At 64.6% G+C, this 19,811-nt stretch carries 16 protein-coding genes and 1 pseudogene; 14 read left to right on the plus strand and 3 right to left on the minus strand.

What is annotated here, in order from left to right; genetic code table 11:
* From WF331_RS28085 to WF331_RS28110, 6 genes and pseudogenes are all read left to right on the plus strand, one after another.
* Positions 1 to 523: pseudogene (locus tag WF331_RS28085) on the plus strand (HNH/ENDO VII family nuclease); the annotation flags it as partial.
* 263 nt (positions 524 to 786) lie between these two features.
* Positions 787 to 1,584: an RHS repeat-associated core domain-containing protein gene (locus WF331_RS28090; protein WP_016499549.1), complete on the plus strand. Its 798-nt coding sequence runs from the start codon at positions 787 to 789 to the stop codon at positions 1,582 to 1,584.
* Between the two features lie 180 nt (positions 1,585 to 1,764).
* Positions 1,765 to 2,940 carry a M20 aminoacylase family protein gene (locus tag WF331_RS28095; RefSeq protein WP_049276786.1) on the plus strand — a complete coding sequence of 392 codons (1,176 nt, stop codon included), beginning with the start codon at positions 1,765 to 1,767 and terminating at the stop codon, positions 2,938 to 2,940.
* Positions 2,941 to 3,023: 83 nt separating this feature from the next.
* A complete protein-coding gene (locus WF331_RS28100) occupies positions 3,024 to 4,334 on the plus strand; it encodes a citrate-proton symporter (RefSeq protein WP_016499551.1) in 1,311 nt (436 codons plus the stop codon).
* Positions 4,331 to 5,785 (plus strand): amidase, encoded by a 1,455-nt coding sequence (locus tag WF331_RS28105; protein WP_084966839.1) that lies wholly within the window; start codon positions 4,331 to 4,333, stop codon positions 5,783 to 5,785. Before WF331_RS28100 ends, WF331_RS28105 begins: the two co-directional genes overlap by 4 nt.
* A 68-nt stretch (positions 5,786 to 5,853) precedes the next feature.
* On the plus strand, positions 5,854 to 6,627 hold the full coding sequence (locus WF331_RS28110; RefSeq protein WP_084966840.1) for an IclR family transcriptional regulator: 774 nt from the start codon (positions 5,854 to 5,856) through the stop codon (positions 6,625 to 6,627).
* Positions 6,628 to 6,748: 121 nt separating this feature from the next.
* Here WF331_RS28110 and WF331_RS28115 read toward each other — a convergent pair whose 3' ends face one another.
* Positions 6,749 to 7,621 carry a helix-turn-helix domain-containing protein gene (locus WF331_RS28115; protein WP_284365165.1) on the minus strand — a complete coding sequence of 291 codons (873 nt, stop codon included), beginning with the start codon at positions 7,619 to 7,621 and terminating at the stop codon, positions 6,749 to 6,751.
* A 177-nt stretch (positions 7,622 to 7,798) separates the two neighbouring features.
* Here WF331_RS28115 and WF331_RS28120 point away from each other — a divergent pair, with 177 nt between their 5' ends.
* The 4 genes from WF331_RS28120 to WF331_RS28135 all read left to right on the plus strand — a co-directional run bounded on the left by WF331_RS28120 (position 7,799) and on the right by WF331_RS28135 (position 12,212).
* Positions 7,799 to 8,626: an SDR family NAD(P)-dependent oxidoreductase gene (locus tag WF331_RS28120; RefSeq protein ID WP_197862847.1), complete on the plus strand. Its 828-nt coding sequence runs from the start codon at positions 7,799 to 7,801 to the stop codon at positions 8,624 to 8,626.
* Positions 8,623 to 10,341, plus strand: a complete 1,719-nt coding sequence (locus WF331_RS28125) for an FAD-dependent oxidoreductase (RefSeq protein WP_340623526.1) — start codon at positions 8,623 to 8,625, stop codon at positions 10,339 to 10,341. Before WF331_RS28120 ends, WF331_RS28125 begins: the two co-directional genes overlap by 4 nt.
* On the plus strand, positions 10,341 to 10,670 hold the full coding sequence (locus WF331_RS28130; protein WP_016499557.1) for an NIPSNAP family protein: 330 nt from the start codon (positions 10,341 to 10,343) through the stop codon (positions 10,668 to 10,670). The genes WF331_RS28125 and WF331_RS28130 overlap by 1 nt, the downstream gene beginning before the upstream one ends.
* 156 nt (positions 10,671 to 10,826) lie before the next feature.
* Positions 10,827 to 12,212, plus strand: a complete 1,386-nt coding sequence (locus tag WF331_RS28135; RefSeq protein ID WP_049276776.1) for an MFS transporter — start codon at positions 10,827 to 10,829, stop codon at positions 12,210 to 12,212.
* Here WF331_RS28135 and WF331_RS28140 read toward each other — a convergent pair.
* Entirely contained in the window at positions 12,145 to 13,056 is a 912-nt protein-coding gene (locus WF331_RS28140) for a LysR family transcriptional regulator (RefSeq protein WP_063424157.1), read from the minus strand. The genes WF331_RS28135 and WF331_RS28140 overlap by 68 nt on opposite strands.
* Before the next feature lie 90 nt (positions 13,057 to 13,146).
* A complete protein-coding gene (locus WF331_RS28145; protein WP_274138521.1) occupies positions 13,147 to 13,803 on the minus strand; it encodes an HAD family hydrolase in 657 nt (218 codons plus the stop codon).
* A gap of 92 nt (positions 13,804 to 13,895) precedes the next feature.
* Between WF331_RS28145 and lexA the strand changes: the two genes are divergently transcribed.
* From lexA to WF331_RS28165, 4 genes are read left to right on the plus strand one after another with little or no spacing between them, the layout of a single operon-like run.
* Positions 13,896 to 14,513 carry a transcriptional repressor LexA gene (lexA, locus tag WF331_RS28150; RefSeq protein WP_174370380.1) on the plus strand — a complete coding sequence of 206 codons (618 nt, stop codon included), beginning with the start codon at positions 13,896 to 13,898 and terminating at the stop codon, positions 14,511 to 14,513.
* Positions 14,513 to 15,133 (plus strand): translesion DNA synthesis-associated protein ImuA, encoded by a 621-nt coding sequence (imuA, locus tag WF331_RS28155; RefSeq protein ID WP_049276772.1) that lies wholly within the window; start codon positions 14,513 to 14,515, stop codon positions 15,131 to 15,133. Before lexA ends, imuA begins: the two co-directional genes overlap by 1 nt.
* Positions 15,134 to 15,139: 6 nt before the next feature.
* Complete coding sequence (locus tag WF331_RS28160) at positions 15,140 to 16,558, plus strand: Y-family DNA polymerase (RefSeq protein WP_340623527.1); 1,419 nt, start codon at positions 15,140 to 15,142, stop codon at positions 16,556 to 16,558.
* Complete coding sequence (locus WF331_RS28165) at positions 16,555 to 19,635, plus strand: error-prone DNA polymerase (RefSeq protein WP_340623528.1); 3,081 nt, start codon at positions 16,555 to 16,557, stop codon at positions 19,633 to 19,635. The genes WF331_RS28160 and WF331_RS28165 overlap by 4 nt, the downstream gene beginning before the upstream one ends.
* Positions 19,636 to 19,811: the final 176 nt, after the last annotated feature.

The raw sequence follows: 19,811 nt of genomic DNA on the forward strand, positions 1-19,811 counted from the left end.
GACCGCGCTGGTCAACGAGAACAACGCCACGTACAGCTTTGCCTACGACGTGTCGGACCGGCTGAGCGAAGAAGTACGGGTGGATAACCTGACCCGGCGCTTCAGCTACAACGTCGGTGGCCATCTCACGCGACTGGATGAGATTGGTTATGGCGAGAATGCCGAACGGCCAGAGCGTCATACGCTGTTCGAGCGTGATGCCATTGGCCGTTTGGTTGCCAAGATCAACCGTGATGCGAGCCAGACATTCGCCTACGACGACGGCGACCGGCTGCTGAGCATCGCGCGGCAACCGACCGGCATCGGCAAGCAGCTCGGGGTGACCGAGGAAAAACTGGAGTACACCTATGATCTGTTGGGCCGGCTGACCAAAGAGATCACACCCGCTGGCACCTTGGGCTATGAGTACGACCCACTCAGCAACCTGACCACGCTGACCCTGCCGGATGGGCGCAAGTTGGATCTGCCGCGCCATGGCGAGAGCCAATATTTTTTTATACTGCATATTGTGGGTCGCATCTAAAACGCGCACGACCAGTTGTACCTGGTCTGCCCCGAGAGTGGCCATTACATCCTGCTAACCCTCAATACGTTGGCCTGGATTGATCTATTAGGCTTGTGCAAAAGCGCGGGACTTGATGGAGATCGTCATCCAACAGCTGAATACATAGGGAAGTCTCGATCGTCCGTGGGTAATGTTTCCGGCCATCAAGTCTGAGAGTTTTTTGTGGCATGTTGATGGGGTTAGTGTGAATGGCCGATCACCACTAACAGGAAATTGAAGCCATGCAAACCTACCAACAAGCCCCAGTACACACAGGCAATGATGCCCTGCTGCGGGCATACACGCCCTATGGTTATCACGTGGTTCGGGGCAGGCCTTTGTTGGCCTTTGCCGGCGAGGCTGTTGCGCAAGCGTCGCACTGTTATCTGCTGGGTAATGGCAAACGTGGCTACCACACCGTGCAAATGCGCTTTCTCAGCCCCGATGCATTCAGCCCGTTTGGTCGGGGAGGCCTCAATGCATACGCCTATTGCACGGGTGACCCCATCAACCATGTCGACCGCGATGGCCATTCGCCCACACGTGCAGTTGGGCAGGCCACCGGACTCGTATGGGGAACGGTGGGGATGCTCTCGTCGCTGAACAAGGCATCCAAAGCAATAGTCAAACGTTCGATTGCCAAGGCTGAAGGACGGCCAGTACCGAAGGAGTTTGATGACGCGAGCCGAACCAACAATGCGATGATATTTATTGGTGGGTTGGCCGGTACCGTGATCAAGGCACCCGGGGCAGCGCTCGCTCTTTCAGCGCCCTTTGAGTCAATAGGGGCGGAACTGGTGGCTGGGGCCGGGATAGGGGCTGCGTCTTTTGCGGGTGTGGGTAAAATCAGGCAACTGTTGACCGATATGAGGTCGACCTATCATCAAGCCAGGTTGAATAGACTGCCCTTCGGTAGGTTGGCCATTGAGTCCATCAAGGAAGCTACGGGGTGGAACCGAATACGCGGCCAGGAGTCGGCCATCCTCGAGCCGTTGCCAGAAAAAGTATCATTGGTTCGCCTGCCTGCCGGCAGGGGATGAACAGTCTGGCAAACGGTGCCAGGTCGCCTCGATGCTTTCGGTTCCACGGTGTGAAACCAGATTCGATTGTGCTTCATCTCTCCTCGCGCTTATCTGTCAGCCAAGCACGACCTGCCTTACCCGTCGTGACCTCAAGGCGAACAACAAGAACGGGAAACCACCCGCGCGAGGAGACTCTACATGTCCCGACATCAGCACATCCTGGCCTGGCTGAACGATGTGGCCAGCGACCTGCACGCGATCCGTCACGATATCCACGCCCACCCGGAACTGGGTTTTGAAGAAAGCCGCACCTCGGCGCTGGTCGCCCGGCTGCTCGAGGCGTGGGGCTATGAAGTGCACACCGGCATCGGCAAGACCGGTGTGGTCGGTGTGCTGCGCAATGGCAGCAGCACACGCCGGCTGGGCTTGCGCGCCGACATGGACGCGCTGCCCATCCACGAAGCAACGGGCGCGGCGTACAGCAGCCAGCACCAAGGTTGCATGCACGCCTGCGGCCATGACGGGCACACCACCATGCTGCTGGGCGCTGCGCGCTACCTGGCGGCAACCCGGCAGTTCGACGGCACGCTGACGCTGATCTTCCAGCCGGCCGAGGAGGGCCAAGGCGGTGCCGAGGCGATGCTGGCCGACGGCCTGCTGGAACGCTTCCCCTGCGATGCGCTGTTCGGCATGCACAACATGCCCGGGCTGCCGGCCGGGCATCTTGGTTTTCGCGAGGGGCCGATGATGGCCTCGCAAGACCTGCTCACGGTGACCCTCGACGGGGTGGGCGGCCATGGCTCGATGCCGCACCTGAGCGTAGACCCGCTGGTGGCAGCGGCCAGTGTGGTGATGGCGCTGCAAACCGTGGTGGCGCGCAACATCGATGCGCAGGAGGCTGCGGTGGTCACCGTCGGCGCCCTGCAGGCCGGCGAAGCGGCCAACGTGATTCCGCAACAGGCGCTGTTACGCCTTAGCCTGCGTGCGTTGAACGCCGAGGTGCGGGCGCAGACCCTGGAGCGGGTGCGGGCAATTATCGTCAGCCAGGCCGAAAGCTTTGGTTGCCGTGCCAGCATCGAGCACCGCCCGGCCTACCCGGTGCTGGTCAACCATGCCGCAGAAAATGCCTTCGCCACGCAGGTGGGGGTGGAGTTGCTCGGTGCCGAGGCGGTGGATGGCAACACCCGCAAGCTGATGGGCAGCGAGGACTTCGCCTGGATGCTGCAGCGCTGCCCGGGCGCCTACCTGTTCATCGGCAATGGTGTATCGCGGCCGATGGTGCATAACCCGGCCTACGACTTCAACGACGACATCCTGCTGACCGGTGCCGCCTACTGGGGCGCGCTGGCAGAGCGCTGGCTCGCGCCCGCCTGACCTTTCCTTTTTGACGACTGCCGCTGGAACCCGGGCGCGACCGCGCCTGGGCGATCACCCAATCATTGTGTGGAGTGTTCCCTATGCAGACTTCGAGCACCGGCGTGTCGCGAACCCGGCAAGTGGTCGCCGCCGTTATCGGCAACGCCCTGGAGTGGTACGACTTTATTGTTTACGGCTTTCTGGCCAGCATCATCGCCCGGCAGTTTTTCCCGTCCGACGACGAGTACGCTTCGCTGCTGATGGCCCTGGCCACCTTTGGCGTCGGCTTTTTCATGCGCCCGGTGGGTGGCGTGTTGCTGGGCATGTACTCCGATCGCAAGGGCCGCAAGGCGGCGATGCAGATGATCATCCGCCTGATGACCGTGTCGATCGCCATGATCGCGTTTGCCCCCGACTACCTGGCCATCGGCATGGCCGCGCCGCTGCTGATCGTGGTGGCGCGCATGCTGCAGGGCTTTGCTACCGGTGGCGAGTACGCCAGCGCCACGGCGTTTCTGGTGGAGAGCGCGCCTGCACACCGCAAGGGCCTGTATGGCTCGTGGCAATTGGTAGGGCAGTGCCTGGCGGTGTTTTCCGGGGCGGCGATGGTGGCACTGGTTACCCACCTGTGCTCGCCTGAGGCGCTGGACAGCTGGGGCTGGCGCATCCCGTTCGTGCTGGGCCTGCTGATCGGCCCGGTCGGGTTGTGGATACGCAAGCATATGGAAGAGCCCGAGGAGTTCGTCGAGGCGCGCCGCCAGGCCAACGGCCAGTCGCCTAGCCTGTGGCAAGTACTGCGTGAGCATCGGCGCAGCCTGCTGGTGTCGATGGGGCTGGCCTGTGGCGCCACGGTGTCGTTCTACGTGGTGCTGGTGAACATGCCGACCTTCGCCCACAAGAGCCTCGGGCTGCCGCTGGACCAGGTGCTGCTGGTGCAGATGCTGGCCGTGGGGCTGATGACCGTGGTCATTCCTCTGGCAGGGGCGTTGTCTGATCGGGTGGGGCGGCGCCCGGTGCTGATGGCTTTCACCCTGGCCTTTTTCGTGATGGTGTACCCACTGTATGTGTGGGTGGCCGCTGCGCCTTCGCTGGAGCGCCTGCTGGTGATGCAACTACTGCTGTGCACGGCCATCGGCGGCTTCTTTGGCCCGGCCCCGACCGCCCTGGCCGAGCAGTTCCCGGTCGAGGTGCGCTCCACGGGTGTCTCGGTGGCCTATAACGTAGCGGTGATGGTGTTTGGCGGCTTTGCCCCGTTGATCGTCACCTGGCTTACCAAGGTGCTCGCTACCCCGGTGGCACCGTCGTTCTACGTGCTGTTCGCCTGCCTGCTGACGCTGATGGGTACCTATTGCCTGAAAGAAGCACCCCTGGCGGGCAAGCCTGCCACTTTCAACCTTGGAGTAAAACCGTGAAGCCGTTAGCCATCGACCCCATCGTTGCCCTCGATGCCCAAGCTTTGTCCCAGGCCATCCATGCCCGGCAGGTATCGTGCCGGGAAGTGATGCAGGCCTACCTGGCGCATATCGAACGCTGCAACCCGCAGGTCAACGCACTGGTGTCGCTGCGCCCGGCCGAGGCGGTGTTGGCCGAGGCCGATGAGCGTGACCGTGAGCTGACGCGAGGCCATTCCCGCGGCTGGATGCACGGCATGCCACAGGCGATCAAGGACCTGGCTGCCACTGCCGGGTTGCGCACCACCCTGGGCTCGCCGTTGTTCGCCGAACAGGTACCCGAGCATGACGCCATCAGCGTGGCGCGGGTGCGGGCGAGCGGGGCGCTGATCGTTGGCAAAAGCAACGTGCCGGAGTTCGGCCTCGGTTCGCAAACCTATAACACCCTGTTCGGTACCACCACCAATGCCTACGACCCGCATCGGGTGGCCGGCGGCAGCAGTGGCGGGGCGGCAGCGGCGCTGGCCATGCGCCTGCTGCCGGTGGCTGACGGCAGCGACATGATGGGCTCGCTGCGCAACCCGGCGGCGTTCAACAATGTGTTCGGCCTGCGCCCGTCGCAGGGCCGTGTGCCACATGGTCCTGCGCCCGAACTGTTCGTGCAGCAGCTGGCTACCGAAGGGCCGATGGGGCGCAGCGTGGTGGATGTGGCGCGGCTGTTGTCGACCCAGGCAGGCGTTGATGCACGAGTGCCGCTGTCGCTGAGCGAGGGCCGACGCGATTTCGCCGCAGGGCTGCACCGCGATTTTCGGGGTGTGCGGGTTGGCTGGCTGGGTGACTACAACGGCTACCTGCCGATGGATGACGGGGTGTTGGGCCTGTGTGAAGCAGCGTTGGCCGATTTCGCCGAACTGGGCTGCCGGGTCGAGGCTTGCCAACCGGCATTCGACCCGGCGCGTTTGTGGCAATGCTGGCTCACCCACCGCCACTTCCTGGTGCACGGCAACCTCGGCGCGGCCTATGCCGACCCAGCCAGGCGCGCCTTGCTCAAGCCCGAAGCACAGTGGGAGGTAGAGGGCGCCTTGCAACTGAGCGCGGCCTCGCTGTACCAGGCCTCACTGGACCGCAGCGACTGGTACCGCGCCTTGGCCAACCTGTTCGAACGTTACGACTACCTGTTGTTGCCGTCGGCCCAGGTGTTCCCTTTCGATGCAAAACTGGCGTGGCCAACGGCCGTCGGGGGCCGGGCGATGGACACCTACCATCGCTGGATGGAGGTGGTGATCGGGCCGACCCTGGCCGGCTTGCCGAGCATCAGCGTGCCGGTCGGCTTCAACAGCGACGGTTTGCCCATGGGCCTGCAAATCATAGGCCCGGCCCAGGCCGATCATGCGGTGTTGCAACTGGCATACGCCCATGAGCAGCTGACCCGGTGGGTTGAGCGGCGCCCGCCACCGTGCCTGCAGGCCTGATGAAAGCACTGGGCAGGCGCGGTTCTTGCTGGCTATGCTGACCATCCAGCTACAGGGAGGTCATACCCATGGGCATTACGGCAGACAGTGGCGGCGTGCGTTCGGTGGAGCGGGCGCTGGCCATTGTCGACCTGCTGGGCGAGCACCAGGCGCTGGGCCTGGAAGAACTGCATTACCTTACCGGCCTGCCCAAGGCCACGGCCTCGCGCATGCTGGCCACCTTGCAGGAGCAGGGCTGGGTCTACCGTGGCCTCAGCGACCGGCGCTATCGCCTGTGCGCGCGGCGGTTGTTCGGTGACCGGCAGATGCGCTTCAAGCGGCGGCTGGTGGAAAGTGCTGCACCGCTGCTGCTGGACCTGAGCGAGCGCACCGGGCTGGTGGTGGACCTGTCGTGTTTCGACGGCGAGCGGCTGGAGGTGATGGAAAGCGCCATCCCTCAGGTATTGCGCAAGCGGTACCCGCATACCTGCCAGATCGTCGGCCACCATGCCAGCCTGTTTCACTCGGCGATGGGGCGGGCCTGCCTGGGTGAGCTGACGGTCGATGAAGTGCAACGCCTGGCGGCCCATGAGCGGCTGCGCGATGACGCGGTGCTGCGCAACATCGAAGAAGACGCGCACAAGGGCTTTGGCCAGCGGACCGAAGGGTACTGGGAGTACCCGGTGCGTTTGCCATTCCTGATCCGCGCCATTGCGCTGCCGGTGCATGCCGAAGGGCGCCTGGCCGGGAGCATTGCCTTGCACTGGCCGCTCGATCAGGCGCCGGTTGAGCGAGTAATGAATTTGCACCTGAGCAGCCTGGCGACCACGGTAGGCGAGGTGCAGCGGGCCTTGGCGGTCTAGTGCTGACCTGCGCCGGCCTCTTCGCAGCGCAAGGCTGCTCCTATGTGAGCACGCGATACCTGTAGGAGCAGCCTTGTGCTGCGAAGAGGCCAGTGCAGGCCACAGCAAAAGCCGGCAGATGTTACTGGCCCTCGCGAAACCCGCTAGGGCTCACCCCCGCATGCTTGCGAAAGAACCGGCTGAAATACCCCACATCGGCAAACCCCAGCTCATGGGCGATCTCTTTCACACTCAGGCTCGAATGCCCAAGCATGCGCTTGGCCTCCAGCACCAGCCGGGCATTGATCACGTTCATGGGCGTCATGCCCAGGTGCTCCTGGCACAACCGCCCCAGGGTCGCCAGGGTCATGCCGAGCTCGGCGGCGTAGTCCGCCAGTGGCCAGTGCGCGCGGTAATACATGTCCACCAATTCACGGAAAGCGGTCAACTGCTGGCTGCGCCTTGACACTGGGCGCAGCCCACCGTGGGGCAGGTGCGGTTCATGGCGCAGCACCTGAATCAGCAGCGTCAGCAACAGCGCCATGCTGCTGGCCACATGCTCACGGGCGCGGTTGTGGTACTCCTCGCGCAAGGCCATGCACAGCGGCAGCAACGGGTCTTCGTCGGCTGCCCACGACGGCAGGGCGATCACCTGTGGTTTGCGCACCTGCGCCAGCAGGTTGGGTGCCAGCACTTGGGTAATGCTTTCCAGCGGGTGCTGGGCGGCGGTGATCACCTGGCCCTCGACCTGGCCGGCCCAATGGAAACCATGCACCACTTGCGCCGGTACATAGACCACACAGGGTGCCTGCACCTGGAGCCGGTCACTGTCGAACAGCACTTCACCGCCGCCGCTCTGCAGGTACAGCAGCTGCAGCAAGCCTTCATGACGGTGCGCGGCTATTTCCCAGTTGTGTGCGCCAGACCGCTGGGAGATCTGCTCCACATGCAGGGCTTCGTGCCACACCGGTTGTGCGGTTTCACCGTACAGGGCGTAGTTGGGGATCTTGTTCATGTTGTTGTGATTGTTCTGTTCGGTACCTGGCTACTGTGCCACAGCTGCCTGCAGGCTTCAGGCGGCAGGGCGAAAATTGTCGGGAATGTGGGGCTGGTTGCAGGTTTTGTCCATTCTGCCGGTGTGCCTGCCGGCCCTAGGCTGTGGCCCAGATGAAGCGACACTCTGGAGAGCACCATGCACAACAACAAGATCCCCTCTCAATGGCTGGGCCTGGACTCGGCCGTCTGTGTGGTAACCGGTGCCGCCGGTGGTATTGGCGCGGCGCTGGCCGGCGCCCTGGTCGGGCAGCACGCCCATGTGGTCCTGCTGGACCGTGACCTGGACAAATGCCGTGAACTGGCTGCCACCTTGGGTGAACACAGCGTCGGTGAGGTCAGCGCCCTGGGCTGCGACATCGCCGACCCGGCCAGCGTGGAGCAGGCCGCCGCCCAGGTTCAGGCGCTGCATGGGCGCTGCGATGTACTGGTCAACAATGCCAGCGTGCTGCGCCCCGGTGCGCTGGACGGGCTGGGCCTGGAGCAATGGAACCAGGTGCTGGCGGTCAACCTCACGGGCTACCTGTTGTGTGCCCAGGCCTTCGGCCGTTCGATGCTGGCCCGTGGCCAGGGCCGTATCGTGCACGTGGCCTCGATCGCCGCCCATTACCCGCAACCCAACAGCGGTGCCTACAGTGCGGCCAAGGCCGGGGTCAGCATGTTGTCGCGGCAGATTGCCGTGGAATGGGGGCCGCGCGGTGTACGCAGCAACGCAGTCTGCCCGGGGTTGATCCGCACACCCTTGTCCGCAGCGTTTTATGCCGACCCGCAGATCGAACGCCAGCGCTGCGCCATGACGGCCAACCAGCGCATTGGTGAGCCGCAGGATATCGCCGAAGCCGTGCTGTTCCTGGCCAGCCAGCGCGCCGACTACATCAACGGTGCAGAGCTGACCGTGGATGGCGGCCTCGAAAGCATGCCCATGGCGCTGATCCCGCGCCCAGGCTTTGAGGGGGCACGCGCATGACCACACGTAACTGCGATGTGCTGGTTGTCGGGGCGGGTGCTGGTGGCCTGGCGACCGCCATTACTGCAAAGAAGCATGGCCTTGACGTGATCGTCATCGAAAAAGACGACTGTTTTGGCGGTACCACGGCGTTTTCCGGCGGTGTGTTGTGGGTGCCCGGTAACAGGCACAGCGCCAACGACAGCCCTGAGGCGGCCATGACTTACCTGCGCAACGAAACCGATGCCTGCTTTGACGCGGCCGGGGTGGAGGCGTTCTTGCGCTACGGGCCGCAGATGGTGGACTTTTTCGAGACGGAAACCGCCGTGAAGTTCGTGCCCACGCTGTACCCCGACTATCACCCGCAAGTCGAAGGGGGCGTGGATGTGGGCCGCTCGATACTGGCCGCACCTTACGACATCCGCGGCTTGGGGCCGGACATGGCACGCCTGCGCCCGCCGCTGAAAACCATCACCTTCATCGGCATGATGTTCAATTCGTCGAATGCCGACCTCAAGCACTTCTTCAACGTTACCCGTTCGTTGACTTCGTTCGTGTATGTGGCCAGGCGCCTGCTCACCCACCTGAAGGAGCTTGCCCTGTATCGCCGCGGTACCCAGGTTACCAGCGGCAATGCCTTGGCGGCGCGCCTGGTGCGCTCGGCATTGGACCTGGGCATCCCGATCCTCACCGGCACCCCGGCGCGGCAGTTGCTGCGCGACGGTGGGAGGGTGGTGGGGGCACTGGCCGGGGAAGGCAACAGCGAACTGCGCATTCAGGCACGGCGCGGGGTGGTGCTGGCCTGTGGCGGGTTCTCCCATGACCTGCAACGTTTGCGCCAGGCCTACCCGCATGTGCGCCGTGGTGGTGAGCATTTTTCACCGGTGCCAGCGGGTAATACCGGCGATGGCGCTCGCATGGCCGAGGCGTTGGGGGCAAAGGTTGATATCCGCCTGCAAGCGCCAGCCGCCTGGATGCCCGTGTCGAAGGTGCCTGTGGGGGGCGGGCGTTACATCGCCTTTCCGCATCTGCTCGACCGCTACAAACCGGGTGTGATCGGGGTGCTGCGTTCGGGCCAGCGTTTCACCAACGAGTCCAACTCCTACCACGACGTGGGCGCAGCACTGATCGAAGCCTGTGCCGGCCAGGCAGAAACCGCCATGTGGCTGGTGTGCGACCGCCGCACCCTGGCCAAGTACGGCCTGGGTTTCGCCAAGCCTGCCCCCATGCCGACGGGGCCCCTGTTGCGTAACGGCTACCTGCTCAAGGGCAAGACCCTGGCTGAGTTGGCAGGCAAGGCCGGTATCGATGCGCAAGGGCTGGAACGGACCGTGCGCGAATACAACCTTGGCGCAGTGCAGGGTGAAGACCGCCAGTACGGGCGCGGCAGTACCAGCTTCAACCGCTACCTGGCCGACCCACAGCAACAGCCCAACCCCTGCGTGGCGCCAGTGGGTGAGGGGCCGTACTTTGCCGTGAAAGTCATCATGGGCGATCTGGGCACCTTCGACGGGCTGCGCACCAGCGTGGTCGGTGAAGTGCTGGCCGCCGACGGGCAGGCCATCGAAGGGTTGTATGCGGTGGGTAACGACCGTACCAGCATCATGGGCGGCAACTACCCCGGTGCCGGCATTACCCTCGGGCCGATCATGACCTTTGGCTACATCACCGGGCGCCACCTGGCTGGTGTGGAGCAGGGGCTGGCAGCGGCGGGCAATGCGCGGGAGGTGGCGTGATGGACAAGGCAGTGGTCGATCACCGCATCTATACCATCCGGCCGCGCTGCATGGCGGCGTTTCTCGAAGCCTTCGACCAGTTGGCGATGCCGATCCTGCTGCGCCACCTCGGCGCACCACTGGCGTTCTACACCAGTAGCATCGGGCCGCTGAACCAGGTGGTGCACCTGTGGGGTTATGACAGCCTGGATGACTTTGAAAAGCGCAGCGCGGCGCGGGATGCCGACCCGGATTTTGCTGCTTATCTGCATGCCACCCGTGACCTGGTGGTGACGCAGGAAACACGGATCATAAGGCCTGTGTATCTGCGCAGCCTCGACAGGCAGTGATGTTGCCTGTGCTGGCCCAATCGCCGACAAGCCGGCTCCCACAGGTGGAGTGCTGTTCTCAGGGGCCATGATCCCCCTGTGGGAGCTGGCTTGCCGGCGATTGGGCCGCAACGCGGCCCCGAAACACCGTCATAAAAACAACAACAGGTGATACCCATGAACAACACACTCGACGTGCGCCAACTGATCGACCAGCAACCCATCGGCCGCTACCAGAAATGGGTAGTATTCCTCGGCTTCCTGATCATCGCCCTGGACGGCCTGGACGTGGCCATCATCGGCTTCATTGCCCCGCAGCTGAAAAGCGACTGGGGCCTGGATGCGCAAAGCCTGGGCCCGGTATTGAGCGCTGCGCTGATCGGCCTGGCCCTTGGCGCCCTGATTGCCGGCCCCCTGGCTGACCGCTACGGGCGCAAGGCAGTATTGCTGTGCAGCGTGCTGCTGTTCGGCATCTGGACCCTGGCCTCGGCCTTTTCCCCAAACCTGGAAACCCTGGTCGCGCTGCGTTTTCTTACCGGCCTGGGCCTGGGTGCTGCAATGCCCAATGCCAGCACCCTGGTCAGCGAATACGCCCCGGCGCGCAGCCGCTCGCTGCTGATTACCCTGGCGTTCTGCGGGTTCTCCCTGGGGGCAGCGATGGGTGGTTTCGTCAGCGCCTGGATGATACCCAACCTGGGCTGGCGCAGTGTGCTGGTGCTGGGCGGGGTGTTGCCGCTGCTGGTCCTGCCGCTGCTGTATTGGCGGCTACCGGAATCGGTCACCTTTTTGGTCAGCAAAGGTGCAGACCGCCAGCGCATTCTGGCCATTGTCCGCCGCCTGGCCCCTGAACATGTCAATGCCGACAGTACCTTCGTCATGCCCGCCAAACCCCAGGGCACTGGCGGTGCGATTGGTACTATCCTCTCGCCGCGCTACCGCTTTGGTACCTGCATGCTCTGGGCTGGCTACGTGCTGGCGCTGTTCCTGGTGTACCTGTTCAGCGGCTGGCTGCCGACACTGGTGAAGGAGGGCGGAGGTTTTTCGGTGTCTGAAGCCGCCATTGTCACGGCCTGTTTCCAGATTGGCGGCCCGGTAGGGGCGATTTCAGTGGGCTGGGCCATGGACCGCTGTAACCCGCAGCGCGTACTGATGCTGACGTTTCTGTTCAGCGGCGCGGTTATCTTCACGATTGGCCAGGTGGCGGGGGATTTCGCCTGGCTGTGCGCCATTGCCTGCGCCGTGGGCTTTGGGCTGAATGGCGCGAGCGTTGGCATGAATGCACTGGCGGCGGCCTTTTACCCGACGCAAGCGCGGGCGACCGGGGCCAGCTGGATGAGCGGCATCGGGCGCATTGGCGCCGTGCTCAGCGCCTTTGCCGGGGCCCAGATGCTGGCGCTGGGCTGGAGTTTTGAACAAGTGTTCGCTTCGCTGCTGTTGCCTGCTGCGCTGGCGGCATTGGCAGTGTGGCTGCAGGGGCGAAATGCTGCGCTACGGTTTAGCGCTCAAGGCTGTACATCCGGCACTCCGCCAGCAACGCCAGCAGGTTCGGCTCCCGCTCCCTAGCCTTCAGAAACACTACGCCAATGTGCTGCTGCAAGCGGTATTGCGGCTTCAAGGCAATCAGCCGGACGCGGTTTTCGTACACAGCCGCGATACGCCCCGGCAGCAGGGCAAAGCCCACACCCGAGCTGACCATGCTCAGCAGGGTGAAGATGTCATTCACCTGCATGGCCACCTTGGGCTCGAAGCCGGCCTGCTGGAACACCCGTGCGCCATCGCGGTGGGTGGCGAAGCCCTGTGTCAGGGTGATGAAGGTGGAGTCGGCGAGGTCGGCCAGGTCTACCTCGGCCTGTCCGGCGAAGGGCGAGTCGGTGGGGACAGCTAGGAAGATGTCGTCGGAGAACAGCGGCAGCTGCTCGCAGGCCGGGTCGCTGACGCTTTCGTCGAGTGACACCAGGACAGCTTCCAGCTCATGGTTTTTCAGGCGCTGCAGCAAGTCGACGTTGGAGCCCAGGGTAAGGTCGATGTTCAGCTCGCTGCGGCGCAGTTTCAGGCCCATGACCAGTTTGGGCACGGTTTTTACCGTCAGCGAGTAGAGCGCACCCAGGCGGAAGCGCTCGGCGTAGAACCCCGCGGCTTCGCGGGTTTGGCGCACCATCTGCTCGGCGTCCTGGATCAGCTGCCGGGCTTTCTTTTCCAGCACGTAGGCGCTTTCCAGCGGGATCAGCTGGCGGCCTTCGTGCTTGAACAACGGGCAGCGCAGGGCGCTCTCCAGCGAGTGGATGGCGCGGTGCACGCTGACGGCACTGGTAGACAACTCGACCGCCGCGCGGCCGAGGTTGCCGGTGCGCATGAAGGCAAGAAAGGTTTCCAGCTTTTTGAGGGTCAGTTCTTCGTCGATCAGCATGGGGCCTGGGTGGGTATGGCTATAGAGTTATGGGGTGTTTGAGATCGAGCGCCGCCCGCGCGGCGCTCGGTCTCAAACATACCCCACACCTTAAGCCATACGCTCGATCAATGCCCACAACGCCGGGTCATTGAAGTCGTTCACAACCAGCTTGGCACCCGCCTCCAGCAACCGCTGCGGCGTCTGCGTCGTGGCCACGCCCACGGTAAATATCCCCGCGCCACTGGCGGCCGCAACCCCCGGCAATGAATCCTCGAAGGCCAGCGCCTGCCTGGCCTCGGCGCCCAGCCGCTGCAGGCCGGTGAGGTAGGGCAGGGGGTCTGGCTTGGGCCGCGCCAGTTCCTCGGCCACCAGCACATGCTCGAACTGCTGGCCAAGGCCCATGGCGTTCAGCATGTGTTCGGCGTTCAGCCGCGGTGCGTTGGTCACCACGCACATGCCGATGTCATGGGCCTTGGCATGCTCCAGCAGGCGCAACAGGCCTGGCATCGGGTCAAGAGACGGTGACAGGTCGCGAAACAGCGCCTCCTTGCGGTCGGCCAGCGCCCGGCACTGTTCGACGCTCGCACCGCTAAACAGCTCGGCGAACAGCTCGCCGTTGGCGCGGCCGCTGACCTGGGCATCGAACTGCGCCTGGCTCAGTTCGCGGCCGTCATGCTCACGCAGCAGTTGGCGAAAGGCCTGCAGGTGCAGGGTGTCGGTGTCGGTGAGGGTTCCGTCGAGGTCGAACAGCAGGGCGGTCAGCATGGGGTATCCAGATCAAGAAAACACAAGCCAGGGGATCATAACCAAAGCTGACGACGAAGGGGGCTGTTCAGCGTGCTCCGAAAAGAGTACAAATGTGCTCCATGGACAATCTTACCCCCAAACGCCGCGCGATTTTCGAATTCATCCGCGAGCGCATTGCCGATCAAGGGCAGCCACCGAGCCTGGCCGATATCGCCACGCGCTTCGGTTTTGCTTCGCGCAGCGTTGCGCGCAAGCACATCACAGCCTTGTGCCAGGCCGGTTATATAGATGTCACGCCGAACCAGGCGCGGGGCATTCGCCTGGCCGAACCGCTGCGCCGGCCTGAAATCCTCGAAGTGCCGGTGCTGGGCCAGGTGGCGGCGGGCGCCCCCATCGGCCCGGACCTCGATATCCACGAACAGTTGCTGATCGACCCCAGCCTGTTCCGCCGCACCCCTGACTACCTGCTTAAAGTGCGTGGCGATTCGATGGTCGACGACGGCATCTTCGACGGTGACCTGGTCGGCATCCTGCAACAGGCCGACGCCCGCGATGGCCAGATCGTGGTTGCGCGCCTGGACGGCGAAGTGACCATCAAGCGCCTGCAACGCCAGGGCAGCGGTTACCGGCTGTTGCCACGCAACCCGGCCTATGCACCCATCGATGTGCAGCCTGAACAGGATTTTTTCATCGAAGGCGTGTTCTGCGGCCTGCTGAGGCGTGACTGATGGGCGCAGTGGTCGACCTCGACAGGCTGCTCGATCAGCGCCGTGTCTGGCGCGGGCGGCAGGCCCAGGCACGGCCACTCGGCTTGCAGCCGACCGGCCATGCGGCCCTTGACGAGCGCCTGCCTGAAGGCGGCTGGCCGGCGGCGGCACTCAGTGAGTTGCTACTGGCCAGCCCCGGTTGCGGCGAACTGCAACTGCTGTGGCCCACGCTGGCGCGGCTGAGCACTGAAGGCAGCCGGGTAGTACTGGTGGCACCGCCGTTCATCCCTTACGCACCGGCCTGGCAGGCAGCCGGGGTAGACCTGCGCTGGCTGGTGCAGGTGGATGCCGCCCCTGCCGATGCCTTGTGGGCGGCCGAGCAGTGCCTGCGCTCGGGCAGTTGCGCGGCGGTGCTGTGCTGGCCTGAACGTGCCGATGACCGGGCCCTGCGGCGTTTGCAGGTGGCCGCAGAAACCGGACAGGCGCTGGCATTCGCCTGCCGGCCGCACCAGGCAGCACACAACCCTTCGCCAGCAGCGCTGCGGGTTGCCGTCGACACCCGACCGGCGCAGTGGCGTGTGCTTAAAAGCCGGGGCGGCATGCCACCTGCGCTGCCCATCGCCTGCCCGGGGCGGGGCTGATGCACCATGCTCTGGGCCTGCATCCTGCTCCCGCAGCTGGCGCTGGACACGGTCCTGCGTGAGCGTGACGACCCCGATACTCCCTTGGTGCTGCTTGGCGGGCCTACCCAGCGCCGGGTATTGCAAGCGGTCAGCCCGGCAGCGGCCGCACTTGGGTTGAGGGCAGGGCAGACCCTGACGGCGGCACGTGCCCTGGCGGATGGTTTCACCTGCGTTGAAGCCGACCCCAGGCGTATCGAGCAGGTGCAGCAATTGCTGGCGGCCTGGGCCTATCGCTTCAGTGCCCAGGTCAGCCTGCATTACCCGCGGGCGTTGCTTCTGGAAGTAGGCTCCAGCCTGCAACTGTTCGGCCCTTGGCCCTTGTTCGAGGCACGTCTGCGCCAGGAACTGGCAGATTTGGGCCTGCGCCAACGCATTGTCCTGGCCAGCAACCCGGTAGCGGCGCGCATGCTTGCCAATGCTCATGATGGCTTGGCCGTGGGCGATGCCGACGCCACCCGTGCGGCGCTGCTAGGCATGCCCATCACACGTATCGGCTTGCCGGCAGACGCCGCCGAAGCCTTTGCCCGCATGGGCCTGCGCCAGCTGGGCCATGTACTGTGCTTGCCGCGCGATACATTGGCCAAGCGCTTTGCGCCCCAGGTGCAGTTGCACCTCGACCAGCTGCTTGGCCTGCGCAATCTGGGGCTGGCCTTCTACCAGCCACCGGACCGTTTCGAAACCCGGCTGGAGCTGAACTTCGATGTCGAGTCGCACCAGGCGCTGTTGTTCCCGCTGCGGCGCATGCTCAACGACCTTGCCGCATTCCTCGCCGGGCGCGACTGTGGCGTGCAGCGCTTTTGCCTGCACCTGGAACATGCCGAAGGCCCGGACACCCTGCTCACGGTCGGCCTGCTGGCTGCCGAACGCGATGCCGCCATGCTGTTCGAACTGACCCGTGGGCGCCTGGAGCCGCTGCGCATTCCCGCACCCGTGCGCAACGTGCGGCTGGTTGCCGAGGACCTGCCAACCTTCGTGCCCCAGCACCAGGCGTTGTTCGACCCTCGTGCGCAGCAGGCGCAACCCTGGGAACAATTGCGCGAGCGGCTGCGCGCTCGCCTGGGGGATGAGGCCGTGAAGGGGCTGAGCGCGGCAGCCGATCATCGCCCCGAATGCGCCTGGCAGCTGACCGAGCAAGGCGCCCAAGGCAGCATGCCGGTTGCCCCGGGCACTCGCCCCGGCTGGCTGCTGCCAGCCCCGATGGCGCTGGACACCGCCAGCTACCAGGTACACGGCCAGGCCGAACGCATCGAGTCGGGCTGGTGGGATGGCGGCGACGTGCGCCGCGACTACTACCGCATCGAAACCCGTGATGGCCTGCGCGGCTGGGCCTACCGCGACCTGGGCCAGGCCGGCCCGCTGTGGCTGCAGGGGTGGTTCGCATGAGCACGCCGGGTTATGCCGAGCTGCATTGCCTGTCCAACTTCAGCTTCCAGCGCGGGGCCTCGAGCGCTGACGAGCTGTTCCGGCGCGCGGGTGAACAGGGCTACCAGGCCCTGGCGATCACTGACGAATGCACCCTGGCTGGCATCGTTCGTGCCTGGCAGGCTGCCAAGGCGCATCAGCTGCGGCTGATCGTGGGCAGCGAGGTGCTTTTACAGGGCGGCCCCAAGCTGGTGCTGCTGGTAGAGAACCTGGCCGGTTACCAGAGTTTGTGCGCGCTGATCACGCGGGCCCGCCGGCGGGCGCAAAAGGGCGAGTACCAGTTGTTTCGCGAAGACCTGCAACAACACCATCAAGGCCTGCTGGCGCTATGGGTGGCCGATGACTGCGCCGACACTGCCACGGGTGAGTGGTTACGCAGTGTGTTCGGCGAACGCCTGTGGCTGGCCGTGCACCTGCACCGGGGCAGTGACGATGCCCTGCGCCTGCAAGGCTTGCGAGGCCTGGCGGCTGAAGTAGGTATCCGCGCCGTGGCCTGTGGCGATGTGCACATGCATGTGCGCGGTCGCCGTGCCTTGCAGGACTGCATGACCGCCATCCGCCAGCATTGCCGGGTGGATGAAGCCGGGCGCTTTCTGTTTGCCAATGGCGAGCGGCACCTGCGCAGCCAGGCACAGTTGGGCGAACTCTATCCTGCCGACCTGCTGGCCGAGACCCTGGCCATTGCCGAGCGCTGCCAATTTGACCTGAGCGAGTTGAAATACCAGTACCCGCGCGAACTGGTGCCCCAGGGCCATACCCCGGCAACCTGGTTGCGTGAACTGTGCGAGCAAGGCTTGCCGCTACGCTGGCCAGGCGGGCCGAGTGACAAGGTGCGTGATGTGCTGGCCACGGAGTTGGCACTGATCGAGGAACTTGGTTACGAAAGTTACTTCCTGACCGTGCACGACATCGTCGCCTTCGCCCGCAGCCAAGGCATCTTGTGTCAGGGCCGCGGTTCGGCCGCCAACTCGGTGGTGTGTTTCGTGCTGGGCATTACTGAGCTCGACCCCATGCAGCATCGCCTGCTGTTCGAGCGCTTCCTTTCGCGTGAGCGCAACGAGCCGCCTGATATCGACGTGGACTTCGAGCACGACCGGCGCGAAGAAGTGATCCAGTATGTGTTTCGCCGTTATGGCCGACACCGTGCGGCGCTGACGGCGGTGGTCAACACCTACCATGCCGCGGGTGCGGTGCGTGATGTAGCGCGGGTATTGGGTTTGCCGGCAGACCAGGTGGATGCCCTGGCCAAGTGCTGTGGTCGCTGGAGCGACCGCATCCCCGATGACCAGCGCCTGGCGGAGGCCGGCTTTGAGGCCGGCAGCCCTTCACTGCGGCGGGTGCTGGTGCTGGCTGGCGAGCTGATCGGCTTCCCCCGGCACCTGTCGCAGCACCCGGGCGGCTTTGTCATCTCCCAGCAGCCACTCGACCAGCTGGTGCCGGTGGAAAATGCCGCGATGGCGGAGCGCACGGTGATCCAGTGGGACAAGGACGACCTGGACATGGTCGGCCTGCTCAAGGTCGACGTGCTGGCGCTGGGCATGCTCAGTGCCTTGCGCCGCTGCTTCGACCTGCTCCAGCGCCATCGCGGCCAGCAACTGACCCTGGCCACCATCCCCGGCGAAGACCCGGCCACCTACGCAATGATCAGCCGCGCCGAGACCATGGGGGTATTCCAGATCGAGTCGCGGGCGCAGATGGCCATGCTGCCCCGGCTGCGGCCTAACACGTTCTATGACCTGGTCATCGAGGTGGCGATTGTCCGCCCCGGGCCGATCCAGGGCGACATGGTGCACCCGTACCTGCGCCGGCGCCTGAAGCAGGAGCCCGTCACCTACCCATCGCCGCAGCTCAAGGAAGTCTTCGAGCGTACCTTGGGCGTGCCGCTGTTCCAGGAGCAGGTGATGGAGCTGGCCATGGTTGCTGCCGATTACACGCCGGGCGAGGCCGACCAGCTACGTCGCAACATGGCGGCCTGGAAGCGCCACGGTGGCCTGGAACCGCACCGTGAGCGGCTGGTGCAAGGCATGCTGCGCAATGGTTACGACCTGGCGTTTGCCGAGCGCATCTTCGAGCAGATCAAGGGTTTTGGCAGCTATGGCTTCCCGGAATCGCACGCGGCCAGCTTTGCCTTGCTGTGTTATGCCAGCAGCTGGCTGAAGTGCCATGAACCGGCAATCTTTACCTGCGCGCTGGTCAACAGCTGGCCCATGGGCTTCTACAGCCCTGACCAGTTGTTGCAAGAGGCCCGGCGCCAAGGTATCGAGGTGCGACCGGTTGATGTCTGCCACAGCGAGTGGGACTGCACCCTCGAGCCTGATGCTGAAGGCACATTGGCTATTCGCATGGGCTTGCGCCTGGTGCGCGGTTTGGCCGAGGCCGATGCCAGGCGCCTGGAGCAGGCGAGGGGGCAACGGCCATGGCGCGATGTCGAAGACCTGTGCCTGCGTGCAGGGCTCGATTCAAGGGCCCGGGCCCGCCTGGCCGATGGCGGGGCGCTGCGTGCCCTGGCCAGTGACCGGCACCAGGCACGCTGGCAGGTGGCGGCGGTTCAGCCGCAGCTGCCCCTGTTTGCCGAGGTGCAACCGGTGCCTGAAACGCCAGTGGACTTGCCTGTGCCAACCGTAGGTGAAGACCTGATGGCCGATTATCAGGCCCTGGGTACCACGCTGGGGCCGCATCCGCTGGCACTGTTGCGCTCACGCCTGAGGGCGCTGGGGTGTCGCAGTTCGAGTGAGCTGCAAGGTGTCGAGCATGGCGACAGCATTGCCGTGGCCGGCCTGGTAGTAGGCCGCCAACGACCCCAGACCGCCAGCGGAGTGACCTTTGTCACCCTGGAAGATGAACACGGGATGGTCAACGTGGTGGTGTGGCGGGACATTGCCGAACGGCAGCGGCGGGCGTTGGTGGGGTCGCAGCTGCTCAAGGTCAGTGGGCGGCTGGAGCAGGAGAACGGCGTGCGGCACCTGATTGCACGGCGGCTGGAAGATGTGAGCCCGTTGCTGCAAGGGCTGGATGTGCGCAGCCGGGATTTCCACTAACCCCGGCCCCTACCAAAAACCGTGATTCTCGCGTATTCCTTGTGGGAGCGGGTTCACCCGCGAACACGGGCGTAGCCCGTGCCATCCACCGTGTTGCCTTCTTCGCGGGTAAACCCGCTTGTATGGTTAGACTTGAAGGGGTGGTGGGACTAAATGCCCGATTCTGACTGTTCACA

This window comes from Pseudomonas sp. YNh, assembly GCF_037993085.1.
Classification (GTDB): domain Bacteria; phylum Pseudomonadota; class Gammaproteobacteria; order Pseudomonadales; family Pseudomonadaceae; genus Aquipseudomonas; species Aquipseudomonas putida.